At 64.0% G+C, this 13,157-nt stretch carries 13 protein-coding genes; 2 read left to right on the top strand and 11 right to left on the bottom strand.

What is annotated here, in order from left to right; genetic code table 11:
- Positions 1-7: 7 nt before the first annotated feature.
- Positions 8-1,495, bottom strand: coding sequence for a ribonuclease G (rng, locus tag AB4Y82_RS20190; protein WP_441605446.1), 1,488 nt, complete (start codon positions 1,493-1,495; stop codon positions 8-10).
- Between the two features lie 168 nt (positions 1,496-1,663).
- Here rng and AB4Y82_RS20185 point away from each other — a divergent pair, with 168 nt between their 5' ends.
- Positions 1,664-2,173, top strand: a complete 510-nt coding sequence (locus AB4Y82_RS20185; protein ID WP_441605445.1) for a mismatch-specific DNA-glycosylase — start codon at positions 1,664-1,666, stop codon at positions 2,171-2,173.
- On the opposite strand, the gene AB4Y82_RS20180 is transcribed toward AB4Y82_RS20185, so the two are convergent.
- A complete protein-coding gene (locus tag AB4Y82_RS20180; protein ID WP_441605444.1) occupies positions 2,170-3,063 on the bottom strand; it encodes a LysR family transcriptional regulator in 894 nt (297 codons plus the stop codon). The two genes, AB4Y82_RS20185 and AB4Y82_RS20180, sit on opposite strands and share 4 nt — an antisense overlap.
- Before the next feature lie 90 nt (positions 3,064-3,153).
- On the opposite strand from AB4Y82_RS20180, the gene AB4Y82_RS20175 reads away from it, so the two are divergent.
- A complete protein-coding gene (locus AB4Y82_RS20175) occupies positions 3,154-4,134 on the top strand; it encodes an NAD-dependent epimerase/dehydratase family protein (RefSeq protein ID WP_441605443.1) in 981 nt (326 codons plus the stop codon).
- Between the two features lie 15 nt (positions 4,135-4,149).
- On the opposite strand, the gene AB4Y82_RS20170 is transcribed toward AB4Y82_RS20175, so the two are convergent.
- The 9 genes from AB4Y82_RS20170 to rpsK form a co-directional block, all read right to left on the bottom strand.
- Positions 4,150-5,433 (bottom strand): c-type cytochrome, encoded by a 1,284-nt coding sequence (locus AB4Y82_RS20170; protein ID WP_441605442.1) that lies wholly within the window; start codon positions 5,431-5,433, stop codon positions 4,150-4,152.
- On the bottom strand, positions 5,430-6,134 hold the full coding sequence (locus AB4Y82_RS20165; RefSeq protein WP_441605459.1) for a c-type cytochrome: 705 nt from the start codon (positions 6,132-6,134) through the stop codon (positions 5,430-5,432). The genes AB4Y82_RS20170 and AB4Y82_RS20165 overlap by 4 nt, the downstream gene beginning before the upstream one ends.
- Positions 6,135-6,355: 221 nt before the next feature.
- Complete coding sequence (locus tag AB4Y82_RS20160; RefSeq protein ID WP_441605441.1) at positions 6,356-8,038, bottom strand: MASE1 domain-containing protein; 1,683 nt, start codon at positions 8,036-8,038, stop codon at positions 6,356-6,358.
- A 232-nt stretch (positions 8,039-8,270) separates the two neighbouring features.
- On the bottom strand, positions 8,271-9,656 hold the full coding sequence (locus AB4Y82_RS20155; RefSeq protein ID WP_441605440.1) for a class II 3-deoxy-7-phosphoheptulonate synthase: 1,386 nt from the start codon (positions 9,654-9,656) through the stop codon (positions 8,271-8,273).
- Positions 9,657-9,671: 15 nt separating this feature from the next.
- On the bottom strand, positions 9,672-10,169 hold the full coding sequence (locus tag AB4Y82_RS20150) for a disulfide bond formation protein B (protein WP_441605439.1): 498 nt from the start codon (positions 10,167-10,169) through the stop codon (positions 9,672-9,674).
- A gap of 265 nt (positions 10,170-10,434) precedes the next feature.
- Positions 10,435-10,815, bottom strand: coding sequence for a 50S ribosomal protein L17 (rplQ, locus tag AB4Y82_RS20145; protein ID WP_121881660.1), 381 nt, complete (start codon positions 10,813-10,815; stop codon positions 10,435-10,437).
- Between the two features lie 302 nt (positions 10,816-11,117).
- Complete coding sequence (locus tag AB4Y82_RS20140; protein WP_441605438.1) at positions 11,118-12,116, bottom strand: DNA-directed RNA polymerase subunit alpha; 999 nt, start codon at positions 12,114-12,116, stop codon at positions 11,118-11,120.
- A gap of 16 nt (positions 12,117-12,132) precedes the next feature.
- Positions 12,133-12,759: a 30S ribosomal protein S4 gene (gene rpsD, locus AB4Y82_RS20135; protein ID WP_046972894.1), complete on the bottom strand. Its 627-nt coding sequence runs from the start codon at positions 12,757-12,759 to the stop codon at positions 12,133-12,135.
- Between the two features lie 11 nt (positions 12,760-12,770).
- Entirely contained in the window at positions 12,771-13,157 is a 387-nt protein-coding gene (gene rpsK / locus AB4Y82_RS20130) for a 30S ribosomal protein S11 (RefSeq protein ID WP_007513384.1), read from the bottom strand.

The raw sequence follows: 13,157 nt of genomic DNA, 5'->3' as shown, positions 1-13,157 counted from the left end.
GCGCGTCTTACAGAAGAACCACATCGAACTGTTCCTGCGAATAATGCTCCTCGGCCTGAAAGCGTATGCTTTTGGAGATGAACTCTTCCAGTTCGGCCACTGCGGCGGACTCTTCTTCCAGGATGCGGCCGACCACGTTCGGGCTGGCCATCACCAGTAGTTTTTCGGTGTTGAACTGGCGCACGGCCCGGGTGATCTCACGGAAGATCTCGTAGGTCACGGTTTCGGCGGTCTTGAGCGTGCCCCGCCCGCTGCAGGCCGGGCAGGGTTCGCACAGCTGGCGTTCCAGGCTTTCGGTGGTGCGCTTGCGCGTCATTTCCACCAGGCCCAGGGCCGACATGGGGTAGACCGTGGTCTTGGCGTGGTCGCGCAGCAGCCCCTTTTCGAGCATGCGCAGCACCTGGCGCCGGTGCTCCTCGTCGGTCATGTCGATGAAGTCAATGATGATGATGCCACCCAGGTTGCGCAGTCGGAGCTGGCGTGCGGCGGCCTGCGCTGCTTCCAGATTCGTCCGGTAAACGGTTTCCTCCAGATTTCGCGTACCGACGTAACCGCCGGTATTCACGTCGATGGTGGTCATCGCCTCGGTCTGGTCGACGATCAGGTAGCCGCCGGACTTGAGCGGTACTTCTTTTTTCAGGGCGCGCTGGATTTCATCTTCGACGCCATAGAGGTCGAAAATCGGGCGCTCGCCCGAATAGTGCTCGATGCGGTCGTCCAGCTGCGGCATGAACTTGTGCACGAACTTGACGACCTTCTCGAAGGTCTCGCGCGAATCCACCCGCACCTTTTCGATATCGTCGTTGAGCATGTCGCGCAGGCTGCGCAGCGGCAGCGACAGCTCTTCGTAGACGCGCTCGCCGACCTTGGCCTTGACGATGTTCTCCTGCACCACGCGCCAGACCTTGCCCAGGTAGGTGACATCGAAGGCCAGCGATTCGGCGGTCTGCCCTTCCGCATTGGTGCGCACGATATAGCCCAGCGGGTTCTCGCCAATCAGCGAGGTGAGCACTTCCTTGAGGCGCTGGCGCTCGGCCTCCTCCTCGACCCGGGCCGAAATGCCCAGCGTGCGCGCATACGGCAGCAGCACCAGGTAGCGCGAAGGAATCGACAAGTGGGTGGACAGCCGGGCGCCCTTGGTGCCGATCGGGTCCTTGACCACCTGCACCACGATCTCCTGGCCTTCGTGCACCAGTTCGCTGATCGAAGGCGTATGACCGTTGCCGCTTGCCGCCACCTCCGCCCCTTCGGCGGCGGCCGGCACGGGCGGACGCACGATGTCCGAGGCATGCAGAAAAGCCGCACGCTCCAGTCCGATATCGACAAACACCGCCTGCATGCCGGGCATCACCCGCTGCACGCGCCCCTTGTACACATTGCCCACATAGCCGCGGCGGGAGGCCCGCTCGACGTGCACCTCCTGCAACATGCCGTTTTCAACCACGCCGACGCGTGTCTCGCGAGGGGTCACGTTGATCAGGATTTCTTCGCTCACCGGTGACTCCAATGCATGGACGATCTTTATAACGGCTGCATGCGCACACTGTCGATGCGTGAAAGAGGCTAGGCCGCGCGAGCTCCGCCACGTCGCCAACCAGCGCGCAAATCACGGGATTTCATGTACCGGCGAGTGTTCCATTAGCTGCGCAGGAATCGGCGGGCTATGCTTGTCCGGATGCCCGATCCCATCCTTCCTGATCTGCTGCGACCCGGCCTGGACCTGGTGTTCTGCGGCACCGCTGCCGGGCGACGCTCGGCCGAGCAGGCGGCCTACTACGCTCATCCGGGCAACCTGTTCTGGCGCGCGCTGCACGCCGTGGCGCTGACGCCGCGGCTGTTTGCGCCGGCCGAGTATCCGCAGCTCCCTGCGCTCGGCATCGGGTTGACCGATCTGGCCAAGCATCACGTGGGCAATGACGATGAGCTGCCGCGGGACGCTTTTGATGCAGCAGCACTGCGCGAGCGCATCGAACGCCATGCGCCCCGCGTGCTGGCCTTCACCAGCAAGGCCGCCGCACGTGCCGCGCTCGGGCGCGCGGCTGACTATGGCCTGCAGGAAGAACGCTACGGGCCGACGCAGCTGTTTGTGCTGCCCTCCCCGTCTGGCCAGGCGAGAGGCCATTGGGATCTTGCCCCCTGGCGCGCGCTCGCTGCCCTGGTAAGGGCGCGCTAGGCCTGCGTGTAGCTCTCCAGCGCCGACGCCAGATGATCGAACAGGCGCCGCACACGCAGGCTGGGACGCAGGTCCTCGTGCATCACCACCCAGGTCTCCAGCGCCAGCGACACGTCGGCCGGGAATAGCCGGATCAACTGTGCATCCCGCTTCGCCAGGTTCACCTGCATGATGCCGATGCCGAAGCCCGCGCGAATCGCGGCCAGGGCGGCCAGATCGCTGTCCGTGCGCAGGGCGAAGTGTTCCCGCGCATAAGGCACGCCCTGGGGACGCAGCCGACGGATATAGGGTGTTTCGGTATCGAAGCCGATCAACGCATGCCCGGGCAGTTCCGCCAGCGTCTGCGGAAAGCCGTGCGATTCCAGGTAGCGCTTATGGGCGAACATGCCCAATTCCACGCGCCCCACGTGACGGGCGATCAGCGCGTCCTGGGTGGGCTGGTGCATGCGGATGGCGATGTCGGCATCGCGTCGCAGCAGGTCGGCGGCCTGGTTGGACGGCGCCAGCTCGATCACGATGCCCGGATGGCGTTCGCGGAAGTCGGCCAGCATCGACGGTAGCACCTCGGCGGCGATCACCTCGCTCGCCGTCAGCCGCACTGTGCCACTGACCTCGCCACGACCAGCTGAGGCCGTACGCTGCAGCGCAGCCGAGGCCGAGGCCATGGCCTGCGCGTGCGGCAGCAGCTCCCGCGCCAGCTCCGTGGGCACCAGGCCTTGCGGCGACCGGGCAAACAGCGCCGCGCCCAGCGTCGATTCCAGCTCACGCATGTGGCGCCCAAGGCTGGGCTGGGTCATGTCCAGCGCGCGGGCCGCACCCGACAGGCTGCCTTCCCGCATCACGGCGAGAAAAGACCGATAAAGCTCCCAACCGGGTTCCACGTTGGCCATGCATATTTTTATAGCAGATCTTCGCCGATCGGCAATTTTCTTTTAGCTGCCGGGCTCGCAAGCTGTGGCCCTCCCCAACGAGGACTTGTCATGCAATCACAGCGTACGGCTCTAGTGATCGGCGCCAACGGCGGGATTGGCCAGGAAACCTGCACGGCCCTGCTGCGACGCGGCTGGCGCGTGCGCGCTCTGGTCCGCCAGGTCCCGGAAGCGGGTCCGAACACCATCGACTGGCGCATCGGCGACGCCATGCAGCGCGCCGACGTGCTCGAGGCCGCGGCCGGCGTGGCGGTGATCGTCCACGCCGTGAATCCACCGGGTTACAAGGCTTGGAACCGACTGGTGCTGCCCATGGTGGACAACACCATCGCCGCCGCCCAGGCGAATGGCGCCCGCATCGTGCTGCCGGGCACCGTCTACAACTACGGTCCGGACGCCTTTCCCCTGCTTGGCGAGAAGGCGCCGCAGCATCCACGCACCCGCAAGGGCGAGATCCGCGTCGAGATGGAGCGCCGTTTGCAGGCCGCCGCGCAGACAGGTGCCCACGTGCTGGTGCTTCGCTGCGGTGACTTCTTTGGACCGCGCGCCGGCAACAACTGGTTCGCGCAGGGTTTGCTGCAGGCCGGCAAGCCGGTCACGCGCATCGCTTATCCCGGCGACTACAGCATCGGCCATAGCTGGGCCTATTTGCCGGATGTCGCTCAGACGCTGGCACGCCTCCTCGATCGCGAAGCGGAGTTGGCACCGTTTGAGCGCTTTCATTTCGGCGGCTACTGGGTCGACGGGCACGCCATGCTCGACGCCGTGCGTCATGCCGCCGGCGACGACACGATCAAGGCTGGGCGTTTTCCCTGGTGGCTGGCGCAGCTCGCCTCGCCGTTCAACGAAACCATGCGCGAGCTCTGCAAGATGCGCTATCTGTGGCGCGACCGCGTCCAGCTCGACGATGCCAAGCTCAAGGCGTTCCTTGGAAACGAGCTCTATACGCCATTCGACCAGGCGGTTCGCGCAGCACTTGTCGGTGCCGGCTGCATCAGCAAGGTCGCCGGCCACGCAGATGCGCCGGCGTGATACGCGCAGCGCCGATCAGTCGATCGGCGTGTGGCGGTATTTGCCGACGTCGCGCTCCATCACCACCGAGGCGGAGTTCGTCCACGACCTGCGGATGTAGGTCACCACCGCCGCAACATCGGCGTCGCTCAATTGCTGCGCGAACGGCGGCATCGAATAAGGCCGCGGATTGCCCTTGGTCACAGGCGCAAATCCGCCCAGCAGGACCACGCGCATCGCATTGATGGCGGTCGGCTCATTCACCGAAGAATTGCCATTGAGCGGCGGATAGACACCCGCCACGCCGTTGCCGTCCTTGCCGTGGCAATCCGCGCAACGCTGTTCGTACACCTTCGCGCCCTGCGCCATGATGGCGTGCGTGTCGAGCAACGATTCCTGCGACTTTGTTGCGGCCCGCGGCGGCAAGGATTGCAGATAGGTGGCGATCGCACGCAGGTCTTCATCGTGCAGATGCTGCGTGCTCTGCATCACCACGTCGGCCATGGGGCCAAACGCCGTGCCGCGCGCGGACTGACCCGTCTTCAGCAGATCGACGATGTCCTGCTCGCTCCAGCCGGCAAGGCCGCCATTGGCTTGCATGCTCAGATCCGGCGCGTACCAGTTTTGCGCGGGAATCTGTCCGCCGGCCAGCGAAGCCTTGCCTTCCTGCCCGCCCAAGGAATCGCGCGGTGCATGGCATTCGTTGCAATGGCCCAAGCCCTGCACGAGATATGCACCGCGATTCCATGCATCGGATTTCGACGCATCGCGCTGGAACTCGCCTTCATGGAAATACAACGCGCGCCACGCCTTCAGCCCGCTGCGCACGCTGTATGGAAATTCCAGCGTCGGTTGTTGCGCTGGCGCATGCACGGGCGCCAACGATTGCAGATAGGCGAACATCGCCAACGCATCGTCGCGCGACACCTTGGTGTAGGAGGTATAGGAGAACACCGGATACAGCAATTCACCCTGGCGTCCCTTGCCGCTGTGCAGCGCCTGCCAGAAATCCTCGAAGCTCCAGTCACCCAACCCAGTCGCGTGATCAGGCGTGATATTGGGCGAGGGAATATTGCCGAACGGCGTCGGCAGCACGCGTCCACCTGCGTAACGCTCGCCACCTTGGGCGGTGTGGCACGACGCGCAATCACCCACCGCTGTGAGGTATTCGCCCTTCGCGATCAGCGCCGGATCCTTCAAGCTCGCTGTATCGGCCCTGCTGGTGGATGGCGCCACGGAAGGCTGCGCCTCATGCTGGAACCACCACCAGCCACCGGCCAGCAGCAGAACCACGACAACGATGATTGCCATGCGCTTCATGCGCCGTCTCCCTTGTCGCCAAGCACGCCACAACGAAGCGGCGGCGTCACCGACCCTGGCGCCTGCGCGTGCATGTCGGCCGGCAGTGCACGGCTGGCCAGCCATGCCGACACGGCGGTGATGTCCGAGTCGCTCAGGCGATTGGCGATTTCCGCCATGCAGTCCGGTGCCGTCATCGCTCGCGTTTTTGTCCGCCATGAGCCGAGCTGCGAGCTCAGGTAGTCGTACGGCAAGCCGACCAGTCCCGGAATATCGGGCTGCACGCCGGTGAGCTGACTGCCATGGCAAGACTGGCAAGCGGGAATCTGGCGCGACGGATCACCATGCAGCACCAGCGTTTCGCCGCGCTCTTGCGCTTGCGCGGTGATGCGGGGCAACGGTGAAGGCGCGTAAGGAACCTCTTGCGCGGCGAAGTACTCGGCAATCTCGTGCATGTATTCGGGGCTGAGCTGCCGCACGGTGTATTCCATCGGACCGTACTTGCGCAGGCCCAGCTGGAAATCCTTCAGCTGGCGCGCGAGATAGCCGGCGGGCTTACCCGCCAGGCGCGGAAAAAATCCGCTTTCCGGCGTGCCTTCACCATGCGCGCCGTGGCAGGCGGTGCATGCAGCAATGCGTTGCTGCAGCGTGTCGGGAATAACAGGATGCGGCGCGTCCTGTGCGTGGGCCAGGCCAACATGCGCCAACAAGATCAACGCCATCCATGCGCCCCATGCGCGCCCGGCCTGCGACCACTTCGCTGAAAGGGTTTTCATGTTTCCCCGACCTACGCGTGAGTGCGCGGCGAGAACGTGCCGCGCCGCAACGGTGGTCGATTATAGGCGCGCATCCACGCTGTGCAGGATCAAACCATCAGACGGCGCGATTTAGCGACATCATGCCGCACAAGCTTGATCCCGGTGCTGTCGATTTCCCGTGTGGGTCAGGCCGACACCGCTCGATCCAGCGGCGGCATCTGCAGCGAAGCCGGCGTGTCGACGCGCAACGCGTCGTGCAACAGCAGGGTCACCCCAAGATGATCCTGGCTCTCGCGTTCGTGCACCACGCCACCGTAGATGAGCGCGCGTTCGCGCACGGTGGCCATGCCCTGTCCATTGGTGCCGAGCAGCGATACGAGCTGGCGCCATTCGGGTACTGGCCGACCGCGCTGCGCAGGCGCCGAGCGAACGGCGCTCATGCGCAACACTACCCAGCGCCGGCCGTGCGAGCAGCCGCCGCGAATATGTACGCGCACGCGCTTCATCGGCTCGCGCGCCAGCATGTACACCAGCACTTCGCAGGCCTGGCGGTAGAGCATCATGTGGACGTCGGGCGCCAGCAGGTTGAGGCCGCTGCCGGTGAGCGTGCAGCTGTAGGCCGCGCCCACCAGCGAGGCGGCCTTCGACAATGGACCGCTCTCGAAGGTCGCCGCCAAACCATGTTCACGCCACGCGCGCGGATGCAGGGCGTCGGCGAGGCGCTGCATTTCCAGCTGGGTCAGATCCAGATGCCGTGCATAGGTCTGCTCCATGCTGGCCGGCAGCACCGGCCGCAGGCGCTCCATCATGCGGTGCTGGCCATCGCGCATCGACTGGCCCAGGCGATCGAGCGACTCGGCCACGTGGCGCAGGCGCAACTCCTCCTGATAAAGGCCTTGCTGCGCCAACAGGAATCCACGCAGGCTCTCGTTGCTTTCCAGGCGCCCGTCCTGATCACCGACCGACTTCGGCGCCAGGCGTGCGCCCAGCATGATCAAGCTGGAGACGGCGAAGGAAATGAGTGCCTGCGCCTGCATGACGGCCGGGTCGCGCTCCACCGTCATGGTGAGCTCGACGGCGATGCTGGCGAGCAGGCCACCGATGGCCGCACCCTGCCAGCCCAGGCGCAGGGTGAGCCATGCCACTGGCAGGAACATGGCCATGCGGGCGACGGCCACCACCTCATCGCCAAGCTGGGTCGAGGCCAGCCAGATCAGCAGCAGCAGCGACGGCACCACGCCCTTCAGGCAATCGATCAATGCATCTCGCTTAATCGAGGGGGCACCCACCACCTGCCGACCCGACCAACTCAGCCAGGCGAATACTGGCGGAACCAGGGTCAGCGCACCAAGGTAACTGCCCAGGAAATACTCGAGCACCGTGTGCACGGTCAGCGGATGCGGTTTTTCGCTTGCCCGGAACGTCATCGTGGCAAACGAAGCGCTATTGACCAGAGCGCTGACGGTACTGCCGGCAAGAATGCAGGTCATGATCGCGGTGATGTTCACCCGGCCGTCCGCCCACACAGGCACGCGGCGCCGGCACCAGGCAATGACCGGTGCGGTCACCAGCATCGGCGACACAGTGACCGAAAGTGCCCAGAGTGTTCCAAAACGGTCATGGTAGGCCCAACCCAGCCCGATCAGGGGGATCGTCTCGCCGATGATCATGGCCGGCCAGTAGCGATACGGCACCACCAGCAGACACAGCAGGCGCAGGCCGGCAATCATGTTCCAGTGGGACGTGGAGATTTCCTTGAGCAGCGAGAAACCCACCGCATAAGCGACGACAACGCCGACCTGGCGAAGCTTTGCGTGGAGCGCCGCACGTTTCCCTGCGTCGCCGTATTCTTTCGTTGCCGTGCCCATCGAGTGGTGCCAAACCCCTGTTTCAATAAACGCGTGAGACCGATCCAGGCGTTGCGGAGCGGTGAGATCGGGCCGTCAGCGAGTCGCCGATTGTCGCAGGAAACGTCCTACGCAACGCGCTGCATCGCGGCAGTCGCGGGCCTTTGCCGTTCTCCATGCAAAAACAAAGCCCGGCGACGGGGCCGGGCGCTGATTTTCACATCTTTTTTTGCAGGTTCACGCGCACAGCCGGTCAGCGCGGCGACGAGCCGACGGATTTGCGCACGATCAACATGGCCAGCTCCAGCGACTGCTCGTAGTTGAGCCGCGGGTCGACCATGGACTTGTAGGCGCGATCAAGATCCGCCTCGTTGAGATCGCGGGCGCCACCCATGCATTCGGTCACGTCTTCGCCGGTCAATTCCAGATGCACGCCGCCCAGTCGCGTTCCCGAGGCCGCATGGATATCGAAGGCCTGGTCCAGCTCGCCCCGGATATTGTCGAAACGGCGCGTCTTATACCCATTGGAGGTGGTTTCGGTATTGCCATGCATGGGATCGGCCACCCACAGCACACGGCGCCCTTCCCGCCTGACGGCCTCGAGCAACGGCGGCAGTGCACTGCCGATGAGACCATTGCCCATGCGGTGGACCAAGGTGAGGCGGCCGGGCTCGTCTTCCGGGTTCAAGGCATCGATGACGGGCAGCAATTGATCCGGCGTGACCGAGGGCCCCACCTTCACCGCGATCGGATTGCGAATGCCACGGAAATATTCAACATGGGCGCCATCGAGCGCCGCGGTACGCATGCCGATCCACGGAAAGTGCGTGGACAGGTTGAACCAACCCTGGTGCCGCGGCACCTTGCGCGTCAGCGCCTGCTCGTAGTGCAACAACAGCGCTTCGTGCGAGGTGAAGAAATCCACGCGGGAGAAACCGGCAATCGGCCCGGCCAGCGTTTCCATGAAACGCAATGAATCTCCGATGGCCGCGACCATGCGGCGATATTCGGCCGCCAGCGGCGAGTGCTCGACCCAGGCCAGATCCCAGTATTCAGGATGGTGCAGATCGGCAAAACCGCCATCGATCAGCGCACGCACAAAATTCATGGTCAGCGCCGAATGCGCATGCCCCTGAATCAGGCGCTGCGGGTCGGCTCGACGCGCTTCAGGCGTGAACTCCGGTCCATTGACCACGTCGCCGCGAAAACTCGGAAGGGTCACGCCATCGCGCGTCTCGTGATCGGTCGAGCGCGGCTTGGCGTATTGGCCGGCAAACCGGCCCACGCGCAGCACCGGCTTCTTCAGCCCATGCACCAGCACCAGGCTCATCTGCAACAGCACCTTGAGCCGGTTGGAAATGATCGGGCTGGTGCAGTCGGCGAAACTCTCGGCGCAATCGCCGCCCTGCAGCAGGAAACGTTGCCCTTCCTGCGCTTCGGCCAGCGCTTTCTTGAGGGACAGCACTTCCCACGAGGTGACCAGCGGAGGCAGCGTGGCCAGCTGATCGGTGGCGCGCGCCAGTTCGGCGGCGTCCTCATAGAGCGGCTGCTGCAACGCCTGGCGGCCCTGCCAACTTTGTGGCGACCAGCCTTCCAGATCTGCAGAGGGTGAAGGCTTGACGGGCATGACCTGCGACATAGAAAACGACCTTGCTCAGACTCGCTTGCGTGTGGCGGCGACGACCGCCGCGATCACCAGCAGCACATACCACATCAGCGTCCACGCCGGCATGGGCAGGCCAAGCACCGGTTCGATCTTGGCGCACTCGCCCGAGCCGGTGAACACCAGTTTTAGCACTTTGGCGAACGGGAACGTATCCATCATGTAGCCGAGATTCGGGCCACATGCGGGAATCTGATCGGCAGGCAGCGTCTGCAGCCAAAGATGGCGCGCCGCCGTGACGATGCCGCCCAGGGCGCCCAGCAGGACGCCACCGGTATAAATCCAGCGCGCGCCCCCGCGCGGTGCATGCAAGCCGCCGAGCAGGAAAAACACGGCCATCACCATGAAGGCGATGCGCTGAAAAATACACAGCGGACACGGGATCATGTTGAGCACGTGCTCGGCGTACAGGGCAAAGCCCAGCAGAGCCACGCAGATGAAGAAACCGGCGAAGCAGGTGGCGCGATACGACCAACGGAAAGGGTTCATGACCTGACTGTGCTGCAATGCGAAAGCGGACATTACCCGCTTGCCCCGCCCCTGTCAGCCCTGCCGATTCACCCACGCGCTGGTGGCGCAGTCGCAGGTCGGCGGCGTGCTCGCCAAACCGCAACTCCCCGCGGCCGCGGTCAGCTGAAATGCCACGCCGAGGCGCTTGCGCGTCCCATGGCAGCACTCCCACTCCCTGCCCCAAAAAGCAAAAACCCCGGCAGGTTGCCCTGCCAGGGTTTTGCAAAACACTTGTTGCTACCGATTACTCGGCAGCTTCGTCGGTCTGCGGGCGATCGACCAGCTCGACGTACGCCATCGGAGCGTTGTCGCCCGGGCGGAAGCCGCACTTGAGGATGCGCAGGTAGCCGCCGGGACGGGTCTGGTAACGCGGACCCAGCTCGACGAACAGCTTGCCGACGGCCTGCTTGTCGCGCAGACGCGCGAAAGCGAGACGACGGTTGGCAACGCCATCGGTCTTGGCGAGCGTGATGAGCGGCTCGGCGACGCGACGGAGTTCCTTCGCCTTGGGAAGGGTGGTGCGGATCAGCTCGTGCTTGATCAGCGACGCGGCCATGTTCTTGAACATGGCTTCGCGGTGGCTGCTCGTGCGGTTGAGCTTGCGACCGGATTTCTGGTGGCGCATGGCAATACTCTCTATGTCTGTTGTTATGAAAAGCCGGCGGTTAGGTCCGACTTCCCGCGGTTACCCGCTGATGAAGCCCTTGGTACTACGGGCTCTTATTGAGCAAGACGGCCAAGCTGGCCGTTTCAGGTGTCTGCAAAATCCGAGGGTAGAACACTCGTCAGAGCACCAATACCGGCGACCAAAGTAGTCACCCAAAACATCATGCGGTTTTGATACCGCTTTAGCAGCTGGCGAGCGCACCGAAGTACGCTCGCCAGTTTGCCGTTACAGCCGGCAGTCGCGAACGACCGCCAAAACACTTAACCCAGCTGCATGCCGTGGGACAGACCCGGCGGCGGCCAGTTTTCAAGCTTCATACCGAGCGCGAGACCACGACCACCCAGCACGTCCTTGATTTCGGTCAGGGACTTCTTGCCGAGGTTCGGCGTCTTGAGCAGTTCGACTTCCGTCTTCTGCACCAGGTCGCCGATGTAGTAGATGCTCTCGGCCTTCAGGCAGTTAGCCGAACGCACGGTGAGCTCCAGATCGTCGATCGGACGCAGCAGCAGCGGATCGAAACCGCCCTTCTCCGCCTTGTCGGTGGCGCTCTCGCGACGCGAGAAGTCACCGAACACCGACAGCTGGTCGTTGAGGATTTCAGCGGCCTTACGAACCGCGTCTTCCGCACCGATGGTGCCGTTGGTTTCAATGTCGAGCACGAGCTTGTCGAGGTTGGTGCGCTGCTCAACGCGAGCGGCGTCAACTTCGTAGGCAACACGCAGGACCGGCGCGAACGACGCGTCGAGCTGCAGGCGGCCAATCGGACGAGCCTCGTCATCCGGATGCTGGCGCGAGCTGGCCGGCTGGTAGCCGACGCCGCGACGCACCTTCAAACGCATGTTGAGGGCAATGTCCTTGGTCAGGTGGCAGATCACATGCTCGGGGTTGATGATTTCCACCGAGTGGTCGACGGCGATGTCGCCGGCGGTGACCACGCCCTTGCCCTTCTTGGACAAGGTCAGGGTGACTTCATCACCCGAATGCTGGCGAATCGCCACGTCCTTGAGGTTGAGCAGGACTTCAATGACGTCCTCCTGCAGGCCTTCCAGGGTGGTGTACTCGTGCAGCACGCCATCAATTTCCACCTCGACGATGGCAGAGCCAGGGATCGAGGAGAGCAGCACGCGGCGCAGCGCGTTGCCCAGGGTGTGGCCAAAACCACGCTCGAGCGGCTCGACCACCACCTTGGCGCGGTTGGCTCCGAGTTGCTCGACGCTGAGGCCGCGAGGGCGCAGCACGCTAGTTGACGAAACTGCCATGCAGGGCTCCGGTTGATTACTTCGAGTAGAGCTCGACGATCAGGCTCTCGTTGATGTCGGTCGGCAGATCGCCGCGGTCCGGCATCGACTTGAACGTACCTTCGAACTTCTTGCTGTCGACTTCGACCCACTGCGGACGCAGGTCCATGGTGTCGAACACGGTTGCCGCTTCCTGCACGCGCAGCTGAGTGCGCGCACGCTCGGTCAGTGCAACCGCGTCGCCCGGACGGACCTGGTACGAGGGGATGTTCACCTTCTTGCCGTTGACCAGCACAGCCTTGTGGCTGACCAGCTGACGGGCCTGGGCGCGGGTGACCGCGAAACCCATGCGGTAAACAACGTTGTCCAGACGGCTTTCGAGCAGGCGCAGCAGGTTCTCGCCGGTGTTGCCCTTGAGGGTCGACGCCTTGGAGTAGTAGTTGCTGAACTGACGCTCGAGCACGCCGTAGATGCGCTTGACCTTCTGCTTTTCACGCAGCTGGTTAGCGTAATCGGACATGCGCATGCGCTTGTTGGCGCCATGCTGGCCGGGCTTGTTTTCCAGCTTGCACTTGGAGTCCAGCGCGCGCGCCGGGCTCTTCAGGCTGAGATCTGCACCCTCACGACGGGCGAGTTTGCAGGTAGCTCCACGATAACGGGCCATGGGTATGCTCCTTAGACTCGACGCTTCTTGGGGGGACGGCAGCCGTTATGCGGAATCGGCGTGACGTCGATGATGTTGAGCACCTTGTAGCCCAGCGCGTTCAGCGAACGCACGGCGGACTCACGACCCGGACCCGGGCCCTTGATGCGCACTTCCACGGTCTTCACACCGTAGTCGCCAGCAGCGCGGCCAGCCTTTTCGGCGGCAACCTGGGCAGCGAACGGGGTCGACTTACGCGAGCCGCGGAAACCCGCGCCGCCGGCAGTCGCCCACGACAGGGCATTGCCCTGGCGATCGGTGATGGTGACGATGGTGTTGTTGAAGGAGGCCTGCACGTGGGCCACGGCATCCGTGACAACGCGCTTGATCTTCTTCTTGGTCTTGACAGGCTTAGCCAT

The organism is Dyella sp. 2YAF14 (assembly GCF_052114725.1).
In the GTDB taxonomy this organism is placed as follows: Bacteria; Pseudomonadota; Gammaproteobacteria; order Xanthomonadales; family Rhodanobacteraceae; genus Dyella.
This window is presented reverse-complemented; position numbering and strand designations above follow the sequence as displayed.